The sequence below is a fragment of the Streptomyces sp. NPDC049541 genome, from assembly GCF_044465725.1.
GTDB lineage: Bacteria > Actinomycetota > Actinomycetes > Streptomycetales > Streptomycetaceae > Streptomyces.
Genome location: NZ_JBITLY010000008.1, coordinates 154,203 through 175,415 on the forward strand (window position 1 = coordinate 154,203; position 21,213 = coordinate 175,415).

16 protein-coding genes and 1 pseudogene are annotated in these 21,213 nt (G+C 70.7%); 12 read left to right on the plus strand and 5 right to left on the minus strand.

Translation table 11 applies throughout. The features are described from left to right. Window positions 1-94: 94 nt before the first annotated feature. The gene (gene metH, locus ACIBW9_RS28935) at window positions 95-3,610 is read right to left on the minus strand and encodes a methionine synthase (protein ID WP_398959959.1); all 3,516 of its coding nucleotides are present in this window, start codon (window positions 3,608-3,610) and stop codon (window positions 95-97) included. Between the two features lie 294 nt (window positions 3,611-3,904). On the opposite strand from metH, the gene ACIBW9_RS28940 reads away from it, so the two are divergent. From ACIBW9_RS28940 to ACIBW9_RS28990, 11 genes and pseudogenes are all read left to right on the plus strand, one after another. Continuing rightward, the gene (locus tag ACIBW9_RS28940; protein ID WP_099927649.1) at window positions 3,905-4,669 is read left to right on the plus strand and encodes an IclR family transcriptional regulator; all 765 of its coding nucleotides are present in this window, start codon (window positions 3,905-3,907) and stop codon (window positions 4,667-4,669) included. A 377-nt stretch (window positions 4,670-5,046) separates the two neighbouring features. Next, window positions 5,047-5,847 carry an MIP/aquaporin family protein gene (locus ACIBW9_RS28945; protein ID WP_351466163.1) on the plus strand — a complete coding sequence of 267 codons (801 nt, stop codon included), beginning with the start codon at window positions 5,047-5,049 and terminating at the stop codon, window positions 5,845-5,847. Window positions 5,848-5,925: 78 nt separating this feature from the next. Next, the gene (gene glpK / locus ACIBW9_RS28950) at window positions 5,926-7,467 is read left to right on the plus strand and encodes a glycerol kinase GlpK (RefSeq protein WP_398959962.1); all 1,542 of its coding nucleotides are present in this window, start codon (window positions 5,926-5,928) and stop codon (window positions 7,465-7,467) included. Between the two features lie 52 nt (window positions 7,468-7,519). Continuing rightward, entirely contained in the window at window positions 7,520-9,136 is a 1,617-nt protein-coding gene (locus tag ACIBW9_RS28955; protein WP_398959964.1) for an FAD-dependent oxidoreductase, read from the plus strand. A 167-nt stretch (window positions 9,137-9,303) separates the two neighbouring features. After that, window positions 9,304-9,990 (plus strand): annotated as a pseudogene (locus ACIBW9_RS28960) (ABC transporter permease); the annotation flags it as partial. Then, entirely contained in the window at window positions 9,987-10,739 is a 753-nt protein-coding gene (locus ACIBW9_RS28965) for a nucleoside phosphorylase (RefSeq protein ID WP_398959966.1), read from the plus strand. The pseudogene ACIBW9_RS28960 and the gene ACIBW9_RS28965, both read left to right, overlap by 4 nt. Window positions 10,740-10,753: 14 nt before the next feature. After that, window positions 10,754-12,055: an amidohydrolase gene (locus ACIBW9_RS28970; RefSeq protein ID WP_398960162.1), complete on the plus strand. Its 1,302-nt coding sequence runs from the start codon at window positions 10,754-10,756 to the stop codon at window positions 12,053-12,055. A 93-nt stretch (window positions 12,056-12,148) separates the two neighbouring features. Then, window positions 12,149-12,820: a FadR/GntR family transcriptional regulator gene (locus ACIBW9_RS28975; protein ID WP_398959968.1), complete on the plus strand. Its 672-nt coding sequence runs from the start codon at window positions 12,149-12,151 to the stop codon at window positions 12,818-12,820. 162 nt (window positions 12,821-12,982) lie between these two features. Beyond that, window positions 12,983-13,963, plus strand: coding sequence for a PAC2 family protein (locus ACIBW9_RS28980; RefSeq protein ID WP_398959970.1), 981 nt, complete (start codon window positions 12,983-12,985; stop codon window positions 13,961-13,963). Window positions 13,964-14,239: 276 nt separating this feature from the next. After that, on the plus strand, window positions 14,240-15,961 hold the full coding sequence (locus ACIBW9_RS28985) for a S8 family peptidase (protein WP_398959972.1): 1,722 nt from the start codon (window positions 14,240-14,242) through the stop codon (window positions 15,959-15,961). Window positions 15,962-15,995: 34 nt separating this feature from the next. Then, window positions 15,996-16,577, plus strand: coding sequence for a hypothetical protein (locus ACIBW9_RS28990; protein WP_398959974.1), 582 nt, complete (start codon window positions 15,996-15,998; stop codon window positions 16,575-16,577). Between the two features lie 77 nt (window positions 16,578-16,654). Here ACIBW9_RS28990 and mshC read toward each other — a convergent pair whose 3' ends face one another. The 4 genes from mshC to ACIBW9_RS29010 form a co-directional block, all read right to left on the minus strand. Beyond that, the gene (mshC, locus tag ACIBW9_RS28995) at window positions 16,655-17,884 is read right to left on the minus strand and encodes a cysteine--1-D-myo-inosityl 2-amino-2-deoxy-alpha-D-glucopyranoside ligase (protein WP_398959976.1); all 1,230 of its coding nucleotides are present in this window, start codon (window positions 17,882-17,884) and stop codon (window positions 16,655-16,657) included. Window positions 17,885-17,978: 94 nt separating this feature from the next. Continuing rightward, a complete protein-coding gene (locus ACIBW9_RS29000; RefSeq protein ID WP_398959978.1) occupies window positions 17,979-18,809 on the minus strand; it encodes an SCO1664 family protein in 831 nt (276 codons plus the stop codon). Further along, entirely contained in the window at window positions 18,773-19,363 is a 591-nt protein-coding gene (locus ACIBW9_RS29005) for a DUF3090 domain-containing protein (protein WP_389075517.1), read from the minus strand. Before ACIBW9_RS29005 ends, ACIBW9_RS29000 begins: the two co-directional genes overlap by 37 nt. Before the next feature lie 101 nt (window positions 19,364-19,464). Then, window positions 19,465-20,151, minus strand: a complete 687-nt coding sequence (locus ACIBW9_RS29010; protein ID WP_398959980.1) for a histidine phosphatase family protein — start codon at window positions 20,149-20,151, stop codon at window positions 19,465-19,467. Between the two features lie 62 nt (window positions 20,152-20,213). Between ACIBW9_RS29010 and corA the strand changes: the two genes are divergently transcribed. Further along, entirely contained in the window at window positions 20,214-21,212 is a 999-nt protein-coding gene (corA, locus tag ACIBW9_RS29015; RefSeq protein WP_398959982.1) for a magnesium/cobalt transporter CorA, read from the plus strand. Window position 21,213 lies beyond the last annotated feature (1 nt).

Here is a 21,213-nt window from a genome sequence, read left to right on the forward strand (position 1 = left end):
TCCTGGGCACACCGTGTATACCGCCGGGGGCCGCTGTGACGTGCGCCGATGTGCCGTCGGGCAGGCCGTTTCGGTGGCCTTTCCGACGCGTTTCTCAGCGGGCGTTGAAGTATTTCGCCTCAGGGTGGTGGATCACGATCGCGTCGGTGGACTGCTCCGGGTGGAGCTGGAACTCCTCGGAGAGGTGGACGCCGATGCGCTCCGGCTGGAGCAGGTCGGCGATCTTGGCGCGGTCCTCCAGGTCGGGGCAGGCACCGTAGCCGAGGGAGAAGCGGGCGCCCCGGTACTTCAGGGCGAACATGTCCTCCATCTGGCTCGGGTCCTCGCCCGCGAAGCCCAGCTCCGAACGCACCCGCGCGTGCCAGTACTCGGCGAGCGCCTCCGCCAGCTGCACCGACAGGCCGTGCAGTTCGAGGTAGTCGCGGTAGGCGTTGGCCTCGAACATGCGGGCCGTCTCCTCACCGATCCGCGAGCCGACGGTGACGACCTGCAGGCCGACGACGTCGGTCTCCCCCGCCTCCTCCGGGCGGAAGAAGTCCGCCAGGCACAGCCGGCGGCCGCGACGCTGGCGCGGGAAGGTGAAGCGGGTGCGCTCGTTGCCCTGCTCGTCCAGGATGATCAGGTCGTCGTCCTTGGAGACGCACGGGAAGTAGCCGTAGACCACGGCTGCTTCCAGCAGGTTTTCGGTCTGCAGCCGGTCCAGCAGACCGCGCAGCCGCGGCCGGCCGTCGGTCTCGACGAGTTCCTCGTACGTCGGTCCCTCACCGGTGCGGGCCTGCTTGAGGCCCCACTGGCCCTTGAACAGGGCGCCCTCGTCCAGCCAGCTCGCGTACTCCTTGAGCTGGATGCCCTTGATGACGCGGGTGCCCCAGAACGGCGGGGTGGGGACGGGGTTGTCGGTGGCGACATCCGAGCGGACGTGGCCCTCCTCGGGCCGCTCCTCGACCTCGACGGCGGCGGTGGCGCGGACCCGTCGCTGCTTGAGCTCGGGCAGCTTCGCGCCGGGCACGCCGCGCTTGACGCCGATCAGCGCGTCCATCAGGCGCAGGCCCTCGAAGGCGTCGCGGGCGTAGCGGACCTCGCCCTGGTAGATCTCGTGCAGGTCCTGCTCGACATAGGCGCGGGTGAGGGCCGCACCGCCGAGGATGACCGGGAAGTCCGCCGCCAGGCCGCGCTGGTTGAGCTCCTCCAGGTTCTCCTTCATGATCACCGTGGACTTGACCAGGAGCCCGGACATCCCGATGACGTCGGCCTTGTGCTCGGCGGCGGCCTCCAGGATCGCGGAGACCGGCTGCTTGATGCCGAGGTTGACCACGTTGTAGCCGTTGTTGGACAGGATGATGTCGACGAGGTTCTTGCCGATGTCGTGCACGTCGCCGCGCACGGTGGCCAGCACGATGGTGCCCTTGCCCTCCGCGTCCGACTTCTCCATGTGCGGCTCGAGATGGGCGACGGCCGCCTTCATGACCTCCGCGGACTGCAGCACGAACGGCAGCTGCATCTGACCGGACCCGAACAGCTCACCGACGACCTTCATGCCGTCCAGCAGCGTCTCGTTGACGATGTCCAGGGCCGGGCGCTCCTGGAGGGCCTCGTCGAGGTCTGTCTCCAGGCCGTTGCGCTCGCCGTCGATGATGCGCCGCTTGAGGCGCTCCTCCAGCGGCAGCGCGGCCAGTTCCTCGGCCTTGCCCGCCTTCAGGGACTTCGCGGTGGCGCCCTCGAACAGCGCCATCAGCTTCTGCAGCGGGTCGTAGCCCTCGGCGCGACGGTCGTGGATGAGGTCGAGGGCCGTCTGCACCTCCTCCTCGGAGAACCGGGCGATCGGCAGGATCTTCGAGGCGTGCACGATCGCCGAGTCCAGGCCCGCCTTGACGCACTCGTCCAGGAAGACGGAGTTGAGCAGGATGCGCGCGGCCGGGTTGAGGCCGAAGGAGATGTTCGACAGGCCCAGCGTGGTCTGCACGTCCGGGTGGCGGCGCTTGAGCTCGCGGATCGCCTCGATGGTGGCGATACCGTCCTTGCGGGACTCCTCCTGACCGGTGCAGATGGTGAAGGTCAGGGTGTCGATGAGGATGTCCGACTCGTGGATGCCCCAGTTGCCCGTCAGGTCCGCGATCAGCCGCTCGGCGATCTCGACCTTCTTCTCCGGAGTACGGGCCTGGCCCTCCTCGTCGATGGTCAGCGCGATCAGCGCGGCCCCGTGCTCGCGGGCCAGCTGGGTGACCTTCGCGAAGCGGGACTCGGGGCCGTCACCGTCCTCGTAGTTGACGGAGTTGATGACCGCGCGCCCGCCGAGCTTCTCCAGGCCCGCCTGGATGACGTCGACCTCGGTGGAGTCCAGCACGATCGGCAGGGTGGAGGCGGTGGCGAAGCGGCCGGCCAGCTCCTGCATGTCCGCGACGCCGTCCCGGCCCACGTAGTCCACGCACAGGTCCAGCATGTGGGCGCCCTCGCGGATCTGGTCGCGGGCCATCTCCACACAGTCGTCCCAGCGGCCCGCCAGCATGGCCTCACGGAACTTCTTGGAGCCGTTGGCGTTGGTGCGCTCACCGATCGCCAGGTACGAGGTGTCCTGACGGAACGGCACGCTCTGGTAGAGGGAGGCCGCGCCCGGCTCGGGCTGCGGGTTGCGCTCAGTGGGGGCGAGTCCACGGACCCGCTCGACGACCTGCCGCAGATGCTCGGGGGTGGTGCCGCAGCAGCCGCCGACCAGGGACAGGCCGTACTCCCGGACGAAGGTCTCCTGGGCGTCGGCGAGTTCCGGCGCCGTGAGGGGGTAGTGGGCGCCGTCCTTGCCGAGGACCGGGAGGCCCGCGTTGGGCATGCAGGACAGCTGGATGCGCGAGTGGCGGGCCAGGTAGCGCAGGTGCTCGCTCATCTCGGCGGGGCCGGTCGCGCAGTTCAGGCCGATCATGTCGATGCCCAGCGGCTCCAGCGCGGTCAGCGCGGCACCGATCTCCGAGCCGAGCAGCATGGTGCCGGTCGTCTCCACCGTCACCGACACGATCAGCGGAACCTGGTACCCGGCGGTCTCCATCGCCCGGCGGGCGGCCAGGACGGATGCCTTGGTCTGGAGCAGGTCCTGGGTGGTCTCGACGAGGAGGGCGTCCGCGCCGCCGGCGAGCAGGCCCTCGGCGTTCTGCTGGTAGGCGTCGCGGATGGCGTTGAACGTGGTGTGGCCGAGGGTGGGCAGCTTGGTGCCGGGGCCCATCGATCCGAGCACCCAGCGCTGCCGGCCGTCGCGGGCGGCGTACTCGTCCGCCGTCTCGCGGGCGATGCGGGCGCCGGCCTCGGACAGCTCGGCGACGCGCTCGGGGATGTCGTACTCGCCGAGCGCGGTGAGGTTCGCGCCGAAGGTGTTGGTCTCCACGCAGTCCACGCCCGCGTCGAAGTACGCGGAGTGCACCGAGCGGACGATGTCGGGGCGGGTGACGTTGAGGACCTCGTTGCAGCCCTCCAGCTGCTGGAAGTCGTCCAGCGTGGGGTCCTGCGCCTGCAGCATGGTGCCCATCGCTCCGTCGGCGACCACCACTCGGGTGGCGAGCGCCTCACGGAGCGCGGACACACGGGTCCGGCTGTCGGCGGAAGGGGTCAGTGGCGACGAGGCCATGAAGGGGCTCCCTTAGGTGCGACGGCTGTCGGCTTTGCGTCTGTCCGGGATGGGCCCCGGCAGGCGCACCTCGCCAGGGTAACCGTGGTCGGCCGGGGATGGTCAGGGGCGTCCACGGGACGGACGAGGATGACGGGCAGGTCACTGACGGGATACCAGTGACACAACAGAACCCGACGGATACGGACCGACCATTAGCGGGAGGTCGACATCGACCGGTAGTGTTCGACATTGCCGAACAGCGGCAGCGACGTCGCTACGTCGACGGTCGAAGGGGACGGAGGCAGTACGGCGATGGCACGGAACATCCAGTCGCTCGAACGGGCGGCCGCGATGCTGCGGCTGCTCGCGGGCGGCGAGCGGCGGCTCGGCCTCTCGGACATCGCCTCGTCACTGGGCCTCGCCAAGGGCACCGCCCACGGGATTCTGCGCACCCTCCAGCAGGAGGGTTTCGTCGAGCAGGACGACGCCTCCGGGCGCTACCAGCTGGGCGCCGAACTGCTGCGCCTGGGCACCACCTATCTCGACGTGCACGAGCTGCGGGCGCGCGCCCTGGTGTGGACGGACGACCTGGCCCGGTCCAGCGGGGAGAGCGTGTATCTCGGTGTCCTGCACCAGCAGGGCGTACTGATCGTGCACCACGTCTTCCGGCCCGACGACAGCCGTCAAGTGCTGGAGATAGGGGCCATGCAGCCCCTTCATTCCACGGCCCTGGGCAAGGTCCTGTCGGCGTACGACCCGGTCGCGCACAGCGAGGCCATCGAGGCCGACCGCAAGCCCTTCACCGACCGGACCGTGTGCGAGCAGGAGGACTTCGAGCACATCCTCGACCTCTCGCGGGCGCGGGGCTACGCGGCCGACGTCGAGGAGACCTGGGAGGGCGTCGCGTCGGTGGCCGCGCCCATCCACGACCGGCGGCGGATGCCGGTGGGCGCGGTGGGCATCACCGGTGCGGTGGAGCGGTTGTGCCGGGACGGCGAGCTGCGCCCGGAGCTGATCGCCGCGGTGCGGGACTGCGCCCGTGCGGTGTCCCGGGACCTGGGCGCCGGGCGGTTCTGAGCGGCGCAGCGGGACACGGGAGCGGGCCGGGACGCCGGGTGGTGTCCCGGCCTTCGTCATGCCCGGGCAGGGTCCGGCAGACCGCCCGGTCGGTACGAGGGGTGCTTGTTACCCGTCCGTACGCACCTGACCTGCAAGATCGACAGCTCACAGCAATCGATAACGATCGCGTTTTCGCCAACACAGGCCCTTGACGGACAGCTGACGCCGGAGCAAGACTCCCGTCCATCGGTCGGCATTGTCGAACACCTACCGGCAATACGCGCTAGAGTGTGACAACGCCAAGGGCCGGTATTCGCTCTCACCCCCGAGGGCAGCTCGAACTCCCGGAGGGACCCGGGGTTCGGTCCCCTGGACGAAGGACAAAGGAGTCGCGGGTGTCCAGCTCCGACATCTTCATCGGCGAGACCATCGGTACCGCCATACTCATCCTGCTCGGCGGCGGCGTCTGCGCCGCCGTGACGCTGAAGGCCTCCAAGGCCCGTAACGCCGGCTGGCTGGCCATCACCTTCGGGTGGGGCTTCGCGGTACTCACGGCGGTCTACACCTCGGCGCCGCTCTCCGGCGCCCACCTCAACCCGGCCGTGACGCTCGCGCTCGCGCTCAAGAAGGACGGCATCGACTGGAGCGACGTCCCGGTCTACTGGGGCGGGCAGCTGCTCGGCGCCGCGATCGGCGCGGCCCTGGTCTGGGTCGCCTACTACGGTCAGTTCCACGCGCACCTCACCGACAAGGAGATCGTCGGCGGTCCGGGTGCGCAGGCCACGGCGGCCAAGGCCGTCGAGGCCCAGGAGAAGGGCGCCGGCCCGGTCCTGGGCATCTTCTCCACCGGCCCCGAGGTCCGGGTCGCCTGGCAGAACGTCGCCACGGAGGTCATCGGCACCATCGTGCTGGTGCTCGCCGTCCTCACGCAGGGCCTCAACGACAGCGGCAAGGGCCTGGGCGTCCTGGGTGCCCTGATCACCTCGCTCGTCGTCGTCTCCATCGGTCTGTCCCTCGGCGGTCCGACCGGCTACGCGATCAACCCGGCCCGTGACCTCGGTCCGCGCATCGTGCACGCCCTCCTGCCCCTGCCCAACAAGGGCGGCTCCGACTGGGGCTACGCCTGGGTCCCGGTCGTCGGTCCCCTGATCGGCGCCGCGATCGCTGCAGGCATCTACAACGTCGCTTTTGCTTAAGAGCACCGGCCTTCACCGCACTTGAACAGCACCGCGCCGTACAGACAGCCCCTATCCACGGAACTTCAGGAGCACACCGTGACCGACGCCCACACCGCCGGCCCCTTCATCGCCGCGATCGACCAGGGCACCACCTCTTCCCGCTGCATCGTCTTCGACCGCGACGGACGTATCGTCTCCGTGGACCAGAAGGAGCACGAGCAGATCTTCCCGAAGCCGGGCTGGGTCGAGCACAACGCCAACGAGATCTGGACCAACGTCCAGGAAGTCGTCGCCGGAGCCATCCAGAAGGCCGGCATCACCCGTGACGACATCAAGGCCATCGGCATCACCAACCAGCGCGAGACCACGCTGCTCTGGGACAAGAACACCGGTGAGCCCGTCCACAACGCCATCGTCTGGCAGGACACCCGCACCGACGCCCTGTGCAAGGAGCTCGGGCGCAACGTCGGGCAGGACCGTTTCCGCCGCGAGACCGGCCTCCCGCTGGCCTCGTACTTCGCCGGCCCCAAGGCCCGCTGGCTGCTCGACAACGTCGACGGCCTGCGCGAGCGCGCCGAGCGCGGTGACATCCTCTTCGGCACCATGGACACCTGGGTCATCTGGAACCTGACCGGTGGTGTCGACGGCGGCAAGCACTACACCGACGTCACCAACGCCTCCCGCACCATGCTGATGAACCTGCACACGCTGGAGTGGGACGAGAAGATCGCCGAGTCCATCGGCGTCCCGCTGGCGATGCTGCCGGAGATCCGCTCCTCCGCCGAGGTCTACGGCGAGATCAAGGGCGGCAAGCTGGGCGACCTGCTCGGCGGCATCCCGGTCGCCTCCGCGCTCGGCGACCAGCAGGCGGCCCTGTTCGGCCAGACCTGCTTCGCGGAGGGCGAGGCCAAGTCGACATACGGCACCGGCACCTTCATGCTGCTGAACACCGGCGAGAAGATCATCAACTCGTACAGCGGCCTGCTGACCACCGTCGGCTACCGCATCGGCGACGAGAAGCCGGTCTACGCCCTCGAGGGCTCCATCGCCGTCACCGGTTCGCTGGTGCAGTGGATGCGTGACCAGATGGGCCTGATCTCCACCGCCGCCGAGATCGAGACGCTCGCGCTCTCGGTCGAGGACAACGGCGGCGCCTACTTCGTGCCGGCCTTCTCCGGTCTGTTCGCCCCGTACTGGCGCTCCGACGCCCGCGGTGTGATCGCCGGCCTGACCCGGTACGTCACCAAGGCGCACCTCGCGCGCGCCGTCCTGGAGGCCACCGCCTGGCAGACCCGTGAGATCACGGACGCCATGACCAAGGACTCCGGCGTCGAGCTCGCGGCCCTCAAGGTCGACGGCGGCATGACCTCCAACAACCTGCTGATGCAGACCCTCTCGGACTTCCTGGACGCGCCGGTGGTGCGCCCGATGGTCGCCGAGACGACCTGCCTCGGTGCCGCCTACGCCGCCGGTCTCGCCGTCGGCTTCTGGACCAGCACCGACGACCTGCGTGCCAACTGGCGCCGGGCCGCCGAGTGGACCCCCCGCATGGACGCGGAGACCCGCGACCGTGAGTACAAGAGCTGGCTCAAGGCCGTCGAGCGGACGATGGGCTGGCTCGAGGACGAAGAGAGCTGACGAGGGCTCTGCCAAGTCCCTCGAAAGCTCTGATGAGGAGTAAGAACCCGAAATGACCAGTCAGTCCACCCTGCAGTCCGTGCCTGCCCTGGGTACGCGCCCGGCCTCCGGCTCCAACCCGAGCCGCGCCGAGACCCGGGAGCAGCTCGCCAAGGCGTCGTACGACCTCCTCGTGATCGGCGGCGGCATCCTGGGCATCTCCACCGCCTGGCACGCCGCGCAGTCCGGCCTCAGGGTGGCGCTGGTCGACGCCGGCGACTTCGCCGGCGCCACCTCTTCCGCCTCCTCCAAGCTGCTCCACGGCGGTCTGCGCTATCTGCAGACCGGCGCGGTGAAGCTGGTGGCGGAGAACCACTTCGAGCGCCGTGCGGTCTCTCGTCAGGTGGCCCCCCACCTGGCGAACCCGCTCACGTTCTACCTCCCCGTGTACAAGGGCGGGCCGCACGGCGCTGCGAAGCTCGGGGCGGGCGTCTTCGCCTACTCCGCGCTCTCCGCGTTCGGTGACGGCGTCGGCCACCTCCTGTCCCCCGCGAAGGCGGCGCAGGACGTGCCCGAGCTGCGCACCGAGAACCTCAAGGCCGTCGCCGTCTACGGCGACGACCAGATGAACGACGCGCGCATGGCGCTGATGACGGTCCGCGCGGCCGTCGAGGCGGGCGCGGTCGTCCTGAACCACGCCGAGGTGACCGGCCTCCGGTTCACCAAGGGCCGGGTGACCGGCGCGGACCTCAAGGACCGTACGACGGGTGACGAGTTCGGCGTCAACGCCCGTCTGGTGCTGAACGCGACCGGCCCGTGGGTCGATCACCTGCGCCGTATGGAGGACCCGAAGGCCGCACCTTCGATCCGGCTGTCGAAGGGCGCGCACCTGGTCCTGAAGCGGACCTCCCCGTGGAAGGCCGCGCTCGCCACCCCCATCGACAAGTACCGCATCACCTTCGCCCTCCCCTGGGAGGACATGCTGCTTCTCGGCACGACCGACGAGGAGTTCGAGGGCGACCCGGCGGATGTCTCGGTCACCGAGAAGGACATATCCCAGATCCTGGACGAGGCCGCGTTCTCCGTCCGGGACCAGCAGCTCAGCCGTGACCTGATCACGTACTCCTTCGCCGGTCTGCGGGTGCTGCCCGGCGGCCCCGGCGACACGGCGAAGGCCAAGCGCGAGACCGTCGTGACGGAAGGCCGGGGAGGGATGCTGTCCGTCGCGGGCGGCAAGTGGACCACCTTCCGGCACATCGGCCGTACGGTGATGCAGAAGCTGGAGGCGCTGCCGGGCGCTCCGCTGGGTGACGACTTCGAGCCCATCTCCTCGCTGCCGAAGAAGCTGCCGCTGCCGGGTGTCGCCAACCCGCGTGCGGTCGCCCACCGACTGCTGGTGGACAACCCGGCGCCCGGTCCGCGGATGGCCGCCGACACCGCCAAGCACCTGGCCACGCACTACGGTTCGCTGTCCTTCGACATCGCCCGTCTCGCCAACGAGAACCCGGAGCTGGGCGAGCGTGTCCACCCCGACGCTCCGGAGATCTGGGCGCAGGTGGTGTACGCCCGGGACAACGAGTGGGCCGAGACGGCGGACGACGTGCTGCGCCGTCGTACGACGCTGACGATCCGGGGCCTGGCCACGGACGAGGTCCGCGCCAAGGTCCAGGACCTGCTCGACAAGAAGTGACCTCGCGTCGGCCCCTTCCCTCACCAGGGCCGGCACGATCGGGGACCGGTCCCTCTCCCCTAGGGGCCGGATCCGCGAGAAGGGCGACTCCGCGCCGACGGAGCCGCCCTTTTCGCGTGCGTCCGCCGTTGTCAGTAGCGGGTGTTTTCATGGGGGCATGAACAGTGATCGGCGTGCTCGCGGCGGCGCTCGCGTCCGCCGCGTACTCGCTGATCCTCGCGGTGGGAGCCGTGACCCTCCGCGGGGACGCGGTGGTGCCGGGCATCGCCATGAATCTCCTGGCGGTCGGCCTGACCAGCTTCCTCCTGCGTACGGTCTTCGGCGTGCAGGGCACCTTCGACGACCCCTCGCTGGCCGGGCTGCCACTCGTCGGCGGACTCACGCCGCTCGCGTGTCTGGCGTGGGTGGCGGTGGCGGTGGCCGCCGTCATGCTGTCGCGGCGTGCGTGGGGGCTGAGGCTGCGCGGAGTCGGCGAGGCACCGGACGCGGCGGCGACGCTCGGGGTGAGCCCGGCCGGGTACAAGTACGCGGCAGTGCTGGTCTCGGGTGTGCTGTGCGGTCTCGCCGGCGCTCAACTCGCCCTCGGGAATGTCACGTTGTTCTCCGAGAACATGACGGCGGGCCGCGGCTGGATCGCGGTGGTGGCGGTCATGCTCGGGCGGGCCGCACCCGTCGGCCTGCTGCTCGCCGCGCTACTGTTCGGTCTCGCCGAGGCGGCCGGCTTCCGGCTCCAGGGCCTCGGCCTGCCACAGCAGGCCACCGACGCCGCGCCGTACGTCGTCACACTCGGCGCCCTCTTCCTCACGACGGCCCGCCGTCGCCGTACCCGTCCCTCCTCCGGAGCCGCTTCATGACGCAGGACCTGATGCCCGTCACCCGCATCCCGCGCACGGGGCTGCCGGCCCACGCGGTCGTCGTCGGCGACCCGGCGCGCGCGGCCGCCGTGGCCGCGCTGCTCGACGGCGCCGAAGAGGTGTCGTACCACCGCGAATACCGGGTGTTCAGCGGGAGTTGGAAGGGACTGCCGGTGGTCGTCGCCTCGCACGGGGTGGGCGCACCCGGCGCGATCCTGCTGTTCCAGGAGCTCGCGGACGCGGGCGTGCGGGTGCTGTTGCGGTTCGGTACGGCGGGCGCGATGAAGCCCGGCATCGGTGACGGCGACCTGGTCATCGCGGAGGCGGCCGTACGGGACGACGGGGTCACGCAGCAGCTGCTGCCGCCGGAGTACCCGGCGGTCTCCTCCCCCGAGGCAGTGCTGGCGCTGCAGCGTGCGGCAGGCGAGGCGGGCGCCCCGCACCACCGGGGGATCGTGTGGACGCGGGCCGCCTTCCAGCCGGGGCTCATCCCCCTCTTCTCCTACGAGGGTGCAGGGCTCGCCGCCATCGAGATGGAGCTGTCGGCGCTGCTGGTGACGGCCTCGCTGCGGGGGCTTGTCGCGGGCGGTGTGCTGGTCGTCGACGGAGCGAACGCGGACGAGCTGGTCGACGAGGAGGGCACCAGCGTCTACGACCCGCATCGGGAGGTCGTCGCGGCGGGCGTCGAGCGGGGTGCGGTGGTGTCGCTGGAGGCGCTGCGGCTGCTGGCCGAGGAGAGCGGTCTGTGAACAGCGAACAGGCTGTGAACATCGATGTGTTGGTTCACGGCGGTGACGTCCTGACCATGGACGAGGCCGGAACCGTCGTACACAGTGGCGCGGTCGTCGTCCACGAGGGCGAGATCGTCGCCGTGGGACCCGCCGACGAGCTGTGTACGCGGTTCACAGCGCAGGAGTCCGTTGACGCGCGGGGCTGTCTCGTCCTGCCCGGCCTGATCAACACCCACACCCATCTCGCGATGACCCTGCTGCGCGGCCGCGCCGACGACGTCACCCTGCAGGGATTCCTGGAGCGGGTGGTCAAGTGGGAGGCCGAGCTGCTGACGCCGAAGAACGTGGCGGCGGCGGTGCGGCTGGCCGTCGCCGAGAGCATACGGGCCGGGGTCACCTCAGCGCTCGACATGTACTGGTTCCACGAGGCGGCCGAGCAGGCGGCCCGGGAGGCGGGCTGGCGCCTGCACTCCGGCCCCACCTTCATGGACGTACCGGACCCGGCCGACGGCATCGCCCACGAGGACCGGCTCTCCTGGGCCCGCCGCGACCTCGCGGCCCGCGGCACGGCGCGCCCCGGCCACCGCCCCGTCCTCTTCGCGCACTCCACCTACACCCTCTCCCCCGGCCGGCTCACCGACATCGCGGCCCTGGCCCGGGAGTTCGGGGCGCTGCTGCACATCCACGCCGCCGAGAACGCCACCGAGGTCGCCACCGTCGAGGTGCGCCACGGAAAGCGGCCGGTCGAACTGCTCGACTCCCTCGGCATCCTCGGCCCCGACGTGCTGCTCGCGCACGCCGTCGACCTCACCGGGCCCGAGATCGCGGCACTGGCCCGCACCGGTGCCTCGGTCGCGCACTGCCCGGTGTCCAACCTGAAACTCGGGTGCGGGATCGCGCCGGTGCCCCGGCTGCTCGGTGCCGGGGTGACCGTCGCGCTCGGCACCGACGGCGCGGTCAGCTCCAACTCGCTGGACGTGCTGGGGGCGGTGCGCCAGGCGGCCCTGGTCCACAAGGCGGGCGGCGACGCCACGGCGGTCGGCGCCGAGCAGGCCGTACGCATGGCGACGATCGAAGGGGCGCGGGCGCTGGGGCTCGCCGACCAGCTGGGCTCCCTTGAGAGGGGCAAGCGGGCCGACCTGATCGTCCTCGACCTGGGCGCCCCGCATCTGCGGCCGCTGCACGACCCCTGGTCGACGCTCGCGTATGCGGCACACTCGGCGGACGTACGGGACACCGTCGTGGACGGGCGGGTGCTGATGCGGGACCGTGGCCTGAGGACTCTCGACGAGGGCGCCGCCCTCGCCGACCTGGAGATTCTCGCCCTGAGCTGAGCGCTCGGCGCCCCGTTCAGCCTGCTGAACCCTCATAATGGACTGATACATCGGATGTCTGAACGACAGGTCTGAACGACAGGGAGGCCGCCCATGGCAGTCACCGACGAGGCGATCGAGAAGATCAAGGGAATGATCGTCTCCGGCGCGCTGCGCCCCGGCGACCGGCTGCCCAAGGAGAGCGAACTGGCCGCCGAGCTGGGGCTGTCCCGCAACTCCCTGCGGGAGGCCGTGCGGGCCCTGTCGCTGATCCGGATCCTGGACGTGCGGCAGGGTGACGGCACCTATGTGACCAGCCTCGATCCGCAGCTGCTGCTGGAGGCGCTGAGCTTCGTCGTCGACTTCCACCGCGACGACACGGTGCTGGAGTTCCTGGCGGTGCGCCGCATCCTGGAGCCGGCCGCCACGGCGCTGGCCGCGTCCAGGATCAGCGAGCAGCAACTGGACGCGCTGTCGGCCCAGTTGGAGAAGCTCGGGGACACCCCGTCCGTGGAGGAGCTGGTCGCCTGTGACCTCGACTTCCACCGGGGAATCGTGCAGAGTTCCGGCAACTCGGTGCTCTGCTCGCTGCTGGACGGCCTGTCGGGGCCGACCACACGGGCCCGCATCTGGCGCGGCCTGACCCAGGAGGACGCGGTCAGCCGCACCCTGCACGAGCACCGGGCCATCCTGGCCGCCCTGCGCGACCGGGACGCGGAGGCCGCGCGGTCCTGGGCGACGGTGCACATCGCGAGCGTGGAGCAGTGGCTTCGCTCGACGCTCTGAGCGGCTTGCCGCACGGGGGTCCGCGACGGCGATCATGGGTGTTCGAGGGCCCCGGACGGGGCAGTGATCCGTTCACTCCCCCGTGCAAGGGGGCTGCGAGCGCCCCCGCCGCACGCCGTAAGGTTGGGTGGTCAAGCGAGGGCACGTCGGAAGGAGGCCTGGGTGATCGAGCTCGAGGGGGTTCCCGAGCTGATCGACCCGGTCATGGTGGCCGCGTTCGAGGGCTGGAACGATGCCGGCGACGCCGCCTCCACCGCGGTCGCGCATCTGGACAGGGAGTGGAAGGGCGAGGTTTTCGCGGCGCTGGACGCCGAGGACTACTACGACTTCCAGGTGAACCGCCCCACGGTGTGGATGGATGCGGGCGTGCGCAAGATCACGTGGCCCACGACAAGGTTGTCGGTGGTCCGCGTCGGCGGCGAGAAGCCGCGCGATCTCGTACTCGTCCGAGGTATCGAACCGTCGATGCGGTGGCGCTCGTTCTGCAACGAGCTGCTGGGCTTCGCGCACGAACTGGGTGTGGAGCTGGTGGTGGTGCTCGGCGCCCTGCTGGGCGACACCCCGCACACCCGGCCGGTCCCCATCAGCGGCACCACGTCCGACGCGGACCTGGCGCAGCGCATGGACCTGGAGGAGACGAAGTACGAGGGCCCGACGGGCATCGTCGGCGTCCTCCAGGAGGCCTGTACGCACGCCGGTGTGCCGGCGGTGTCGCTGTGGGCGGCCGTACCGCACTACGTGTCGCAGCCGCCGAACCCGAAGGCGACGCTGGCCCTGCTCAACCGCCTGGAGGACCTGATCGACGTGCGCATCCCGCTGGGCGAACTGCCTGAGGACGCGCGCGCCTGGCAGGTCGGCGTGGACCAGCTGGCCGCCGAGGACAGCGAGGTCGCCGAGTACGTCCAGACGCTGGAGGAGGCCCGGGACACCGCGGAGCTGCCGGAGGCGTCGGGCGAGGCGATCGCCCGCGAGTTCGAGCGGTATCTGCGGCGCCGGGACGGCGGAGGTCCGTCGAGTGGCGGACACGCGACCGCGGACGGCAGCGACAGCACGTCCTATCTGCGGGACAACCCCAGCGGTCGTACGAAGCCGCCGAAGCCACCGAAGCCGGGTCCGGACGACGAGGAGTCGTCGGAGGACTAGCCGGGTCGACCGGGTGGAGGGCGATGCGCAGCCTGCGCATCGCCCTCTTTGCGTTCTTGTCGCCCCGTGCCATGACTGTCGCCCCGTGCCATGGCTGACGACTCAGCAGTCTTTGGCCGGTTTGCTACGTGACCTCTGTTTCAGGACGGATTGCACGCGCTACCCAATTCAACTTGTTTCAAACCAAGTTGGTGAAGACGGTCTGGACGCCTCGCCGAGACCGTGCTTGGTTGTGCACCGATGGCGCACCCGCACGGACCGAAGGGAGCGGTACCGATGAGCGACCAGGTACAGCCGGCGCAAGGGCCGGGAACGTCCGGGCCGGGGCCCGACGGCGCGGGATTCACCTATCGAGGAGCCGAGCGGGAACTGATCGTCGTCGCCCGTCCCGAGGCCCGGCTGCGCGCCCAGGCCGAGGGCGTCCGCTCGGCGGCGGGAGCCGACGTCTCCGCTCTCAACATGTTCCTCAGCGATGAACAGCTGGTCCTGGAGCCGCTGTTCGGCAGCGAGGAGCGGCTGCAGCAGTCCGCGGCCCCGGGCGACGGCCATGTGCCCGACCTCGCGATGTTCTACCGGCTGCGCGGCGGCGAGAGCCGGGCGGAGGAGCTGCGCTCGCGGATCGCCGCGCTGCCGGGCGTCGAGACGGCGTACATCAAGCCCGGTGCCGTACCGGCGTCCCTGGCGGAGGAGAGCGGCCGGCTGAAGGAGGGTGCGCCCGTCACCCCCGACTTCAGTGGCCGGCAGGGCTATCTGCGCCCCGCGCCGGAGGGGATAGACGCCCACTGGGCCTGGCAGCGCCCCGGTGGCTCGGGTCAGGGGGTGACGGTCATCGACGTCGAGGGCGCCTGGCAGTTGGGCCATGAGGACCTGGCCGCCAAGCTGGCCGGCGTCGTGGTCGGCACCCCGCTGACCGACCTCGCCTGGCGCAACCACGGCACCGCCGTGATCGGCGTGATCGGCGGCGACCCGGGCGAGTACGGCGTCAACGGCATCGTGCCCGAGGCCGTGACCGCGGCCGCGTCCTTCCAGGGCATCGGCACGGCGGCCGCGATCCACGCGGCGGCCGACCGGCTCGGCCCCGGCGACATCGTGCTGGTCGAACTGCACCGCCCCGGACCGCGGTTCGAGTACGCCGAGCGCGACGACCAGCGCGGCTATGTCGCTCTGGAGTGGTGGCCGGACGACTACGCGGCCATCCGGTACGCCGCCGCCAAGGGCGTCCTCGTCGTCGAAGCGGCCGGCAACGGCGGTGAGTCGCTGGACGACGCGGTCTACGAGCGCCGCCCGGACGACTTCCCCGAGTGGTGGCGCAACCCGTTCAATCCCTCCAACCAGTCCTCCGGTGCCGTCCTGGTCGGCGCGGGCGCACCGCCGCCCGGCACGCACGGCCGCGACCACGGCCCGGACCGCTCCCGGCTCGCGTTCTCCAACTACGGCGCCCGCCTCGACGCCCAGGGCTGGGGCCGCGAGGTGACGACCACCGGCGGCTTCTGGGACAAGCCCGGCGATCTGCAGGGCGGGCCCGAGGAGATCGCCTGGTACACGGACACGTTCTCCGGGACCTCCGCCGCCTGTCCGGTGGTGGTCGGCGCCCTGGCCGCACTGCAGGGCATGCTCAAGGCGGCCGCCCAGCCGCCGATGTCCCCGGAGCGTGCGCGGGCCGTGCTGCGGGCCACGGGCTCCCCGCAGCAGGACGCGCCGGGCCGGCCCGCCTCGCAGCGGATCGGCAACCGGCCCGACATCAAGGCGGCGGTCACCCATCTGCTGCCGGAGGCGGTCGGCTCGGGCCAGGCCGAACGGTACTGGGACGAGCTGCTGCCCTACCCCCGTGAACTCCCGCCCAGGCTCAGGCTGTTCGTGGCCGGTGCCTGGCGGAACCTGAACCATCCGTCCCCGGAGATCCGCCAGGCGGTGCACTCCGCCTTCGCGGGGGGACGGCCCGACGTCCGAGTGTGGTTCTCGGACGACGAGATCGTCGGCCTGGTCGTCACGGGCTGACGAATCCCAACCATCAAGGGAAGGTGACACCCGTATGAGCACCACCCCGCAGATGAGCCAACTGGGACAACAGCAGGGCCAGCAGTTCCCGAGCACGTCGCCCTACCAGCAGTACCAGCAGCAGCCGTTCGGGCAGCAGCAGGGCTACGGCCAGCAGCAGCCGTTCGGGCAGCAGCAGCCCATGGGCATGGGCACGGGCTCCCTGGAGCAGCTCCAGCAGCTCGGCCAGCAGCAGCCCTTCCAGCAGTTGCTGCAGCAGCTCGGCCAGCAGCAGGGCTACGGTCAGCAGCAACAACAGCAGCAGCACGAGCAGCAGGTGCAGCAGCAGCTCCACCAGATCGCGCAGATGGCCGTGCAGCACGTTCAGCAGCAGGTCCAGCAGCAGGTGCTGCAGGCCGGCATCGCGGACGGCTACATCGACGTCGTGCAGCCGCTGCCGGGCCAGCCCAGCCTGATCGCACTGCGCATCCAGGGCCAGTTCAGGATCCTCGCCAACCCGAACCCGCAGACCCATGACCAGGTCCAGGAGGCATTCGCCTTCGGGCACCAGGTGGTCGGCATCTGGGACACGGGCTCTCCGAACGTCCTGCGCAGCATCCAGGTGCGCAGGATCTGACCGGGCCGGACGACACGAGGGGCGCTTCCTCCATGGAGGAAGCGCCCCTTTCCATGCCTCGGTGACTACAAGGCTGACTACAGAGCCACGCCCAGCAGCGCGTCCACCGCCCGCGACACGACCCCGGGTGCGCCGATGTCCGTACCGCCGTCGGCGTCCTGCAGGGCGGCCCAGCGGTCGACCGCGGCGAGCGCGGCCGGGGCGTCCAGGTCGTTCGCGAGGGCCTCGCGGAGCTCCTCGACCAGGGCCTCGGCGGGCGGCCCGTCGGGCCGGGAGACGGCGGCGCGCCAGCGCCCGAGCCGCGCCACGGCGTCCTCGAGGACCTGGTCGGTCCACTCCCAGTCGGAGCGGTAGTGGTGGGCGAGCAGCGCCAGCCGGATCGCGGCCGGGTCCACCCCGTCGCGCCGCAGCTTGGACACGAAGACCAGGTTGCCCTTGGACTTGGACATCTTCTCGCCGTCCAGCGCGACCATGCCGGCGTGGACGTACGCCTTGGCCATGGGGAACTCGCCGGTCAGCACCTGGGCGTGCGAGGCGCCCATCTCGTGGTGCGGGAAGGCGAGGTCGGAGCCGCCGCCCTGCACGTCGAAGCCCATGCCGAGGTGGTCCAGGGCGATGGCGACGCACTCGATGTGCCAGCCGGGGCGGCCGCGTCCGAGCGAGGCGCCGTCCCAGCTGGGCTCGCCCTCGCGGGCGGCCATCCACAGCATCGGGTCGAGGGGGTTCTTCTTGCCGGGACGGTCCGGGTCGCCGCCGCGCTCGGCGGACAGCAGCCGCATGGCCGCCGCGTCGAGACCCGAGACCTTGCCGAAGTTGGGGTCGGACTCCACGGAGAAGTAGATGTCTCCGTCGAGTTCATAGGCGGCGCCCGCGTCCCGCAGCCGCTCGACGAGCGGCACGATGCCGGGTATCGCCTCGACCGCGCCTACGTAGTGCTGCGGCGGCAGCATCCGCAGCGCGGTCATGTCCTCGCGGAACAGGGCCGTCTCCTGCTCGGCGAGGGCGACCCAGTCGATGCCGTCACGGTGCGCCCGCTCCAGCAGCGGATCGTCCACGTCCGTGACGTTCTGGACGTACTGAACCTGCCGCTTGGTGTCGAGCCACACGCGCTGAACGAGGTCGAACGCGTTGTAGGTCGCCGCGTGACCCATGTGGGTCGCGTCGTACGGCGTGATGCCGCAGACGTAGAGACGGGCGACGGGACCGGGGGCGAGGGAGACCAGACCGCCGGTCGCGGTGTCGTGGATCCTCAGGTCGCGGCCCTGACCAGGCAGGGCGGGGACCTCGGAAGCGGGCCAGGCATGCATGTCATGAGCCTAACCGGACGGAAGTTCCGTATACGAACCGGACCGGGCCGGATGGCCGGTAAGGCCCTCTTGCGTGATACCCGCCAGTCTGCTTCTACACGGGCGGCCAGGGAATCGCAGGCCACTCGCCGCTCGGCTCGGGATGCCTGCCCGTCTCCAGGAGTACGGCGACACGCGCGCGCGTGGCGTCGAGTTCGGCCTCCGTGATCAGGCCCGTCAGCCGGGTGGCCAGCGCTCCTTGCGCGGCCAGGGCCTCCTGGAGGGACTTGAGGACGTCGACCGCCTCCGGGGCCAGCGGCTCCCCCGCCCACCCCCACAGCAGCGTCCTGAGCTTGTTCTCGGTGTTGAAGGTCACCCCGTGGTCGATCGCGTACAACCGGCCGTCGGCCGTGGGCAGCAGATGGCCGCCCTTGCGGTCCGCGTTGTTGATCACGGCGTCGAGCACGGCGAGCCGGCGCAGCCGTTCGTCGTCGGCGTGCACCAGCAGCGCCGTCTTCCCGTCGCCGACCTCGGCGAGGCCGATCGCCTTCCAGCCCGGCTCCGGCTCCTCACCGTCGACCAGGGCGAGCAGCTCGGCCTCGGGGCTCACCTCGATCCACAGCTGGACCATCCCCTCGCCGTACGGCCCCTCCCGCAGCACGGTGGGCGGCACGAGGCCCCAGCCGGTCGCCTCGGAGACCTCGTAGGCGGCCACCTCGCGGCGGGCGAGGTTGCCGTCGGGGAAGTCCCACAGGGGTCGCTCGCCGGCCACCGGCTTGTAGATGCAGGCAGCTTCCCGGCCGTCGTGGGAGATCGTGCAGTACAGCGCCGCGTTGGACGCCTCGCGGATCCGGCCGCGCACGGTGAGCTCGCCCTGGGTGAGCAGATCGGCGAGCGGCTCGTCGGTCGTCACGCTCCGCGGCGGTATCCGTTCTGGCGCGGACATACGTGTCCTTCCGGGTCGAGCGGGAGGCTGCACAGCGGGCACGGCGGCCGCCCGGCGTTGACGACGTCGAGGGCGCGCTTGGCGAAGGCTCTCGCCTGCGCGCCGGTCAGCCGGACCCGCAGCATCGGGGGCCCGTTCTCCTCGTCCTGGAGCAGGCGCTCCTCCGCCTCGGCGAGGTCCTCCTCGGAGTCGGCGTCGAGCTCCACGAGGGCCTGCGCCTCGACGATCATGCGCTGTTCCTCGCCGTCCCAGGCCAGGGCCATGGTGCCGACGCGGAACTCCTCCTCGACGGGGGTGTCCAGCGGATCGGTGTCGGAGATCTCGGCGGAGGCCACGGCCGGGACGGCGGCGCTGCCGCCACTGCGCCGTACGACCTCGTCGAGGAGTTCGTCCATGCGCTCGGCAAGGGCGGCGACCTGGGTCTTCTCCAGGGCCACGCTGGTCACGCGGGGGCCGGCGGTGGCCTGGAGGAAGAACGTACGGCGTCCGGGCATACCGACCGTACCGGCCACGAAGCGGTCCGGGGGGTCGTAGAGGAACACCTGACGGGACACGTCCTGTCTCCTGGAATTCGTGGATCGACATCGGACCGGATGGCCGCACGGCCTGCTGGTGCGGCGCTACTGCGACCGCTTCACCCTACTGCGCCCGACGATCACGGTGCGCCCGCACCGCCCCCGACCGTGGCGTCGTCGGCCGGGGGTTCCTCGCGCGGCGCCAGCGACGCGAAATCGCCGGTGTCACCGAGCCGTACGAGAAACGGCCTCAGACGTGTGTAACGGATCGCGGTGATGGAACACGGTTCAACGGAAATCCTCTGGAAAAGGTCGAGATGAAGTCCGAGTGCCTCCGCGACGAGCGACTTGATGATGTCGCCGTGCGAACACATCAGATAGACGGCGTCGGCGCCGTGGTCACGCTCCACGCGCGCGTTCCATTCTCGTACCGCTTCGGCGGCGCGGGTCTGCATCGCGCGCATCGATTCGCCGCCGGGGAACGCGGCGGCCGACGGGTGCGCCTGGACGACCTCCATCAGCGGCTCGTCCTTGAGCTCGGCGAGCTTGCGGCCGGACCAGTCGCCGTAGTGGGCCTCCCCGATGCGCTCGTCGGTGTGCGCGGTCAGCTCGGGGCGGGCGTCGAGGAGCGGCCGGATCGTCTCCTGGCAGCGCTGCAGCGGGCTGCTGACGACCTCGGAGATCGGCAGCCCGGCGAGCCGCCCGGGCAGGGCGGCGGCCTGCGCGGCGCCGCGGTCGTCGAGAGCGATGCCGGGCGTCCAGCCGGCGAGCACCCCCTCGGTGTTGGCGGTGGAACGTCCGTGCCGGACCAGGATCAGCGTGGGCATGCGGCCAAGGGTAGGCATACGCCGGGGTGCGGCGGCGGGCCCGGGGCGGGAGAATACGCTCCGTGATCGTCGACTGCGCCATCTACCGGGACGGGCGCCGGACGGAGGGGCCCGCCGACTTCTCGCACGCCCTGGCGCAGTGCCGTCGCGGACGCGACGCCTTCGTCTGGATCGGCCTGTACGAGCCGACGGAGAACGAGTTCGACCGGGTCACGGAGGAGTTCGGGCTGCATCCGCTGGCCGTCGAGGACGCCCTGAACGCCCATCAGCGGCCCAAGCTGGAGGTGTACGACGACTCGCTGTTCATGGTCCTCAAACCGGTCGGGTACGAGGCGCAGAGCGACATCGTCACCTCCGGGGAGGTCATGGTCTTCATCGGCGACTCGTTCGTGGTGACGGTGCGGCACGGCGAGGAGGCACCGCTCGCGGCCGTGCGGCACCGGCTGGAGGAGGAGCCCGACATGCTCCGGCACGGCCCCACAGCAGTGCTGTACTCGATCGCCGACGCCGTGGTCGACCACTACGTGGAGGTGGCCGGCGAACTGGGCACCGACCTGGAGGAGCTGGAGGCGGAGGTGTTCTCGCCGAGCACCGGGGGCTCGCGGCACACGGCGTCCCGCATCTACGCCTTCAAGCGGCAGATCCTGGAGTTCCGCAGGGCCACGGGCCCGCTGGCGCAGCCGCTGGCCCGGCTGGCGGGCGGCGGCGTCTTCAGCACCCGGGTGCCCTTCGTGCACGAGAAGGCACAGCCCTTCTTCCGGGACGTCAGCGACCACCTCACACGTGTGAACGAGTCGGTGGAGGGCCTGGACCGGCTGGTCTCGGACGTACTGTCGGCCCATCTCGCGCAGATGAGCGTGCGGCAGAACGACGACATGCGGAAGATCTCCGCGTGGGCGGCCATGGCGGCGATCCCCACGATGATCGCGGGGATCTACGGCATGAACTTCGACCACATGCCGGAGCTGCACTGGCGTGTGTCGTACCCGGCGGTGATCCTGGCGATGGCCGGCCTGGAAGTGCTGCTGTACCGCCTCTTCAAGCACCGGGGCTGGCTGTAGC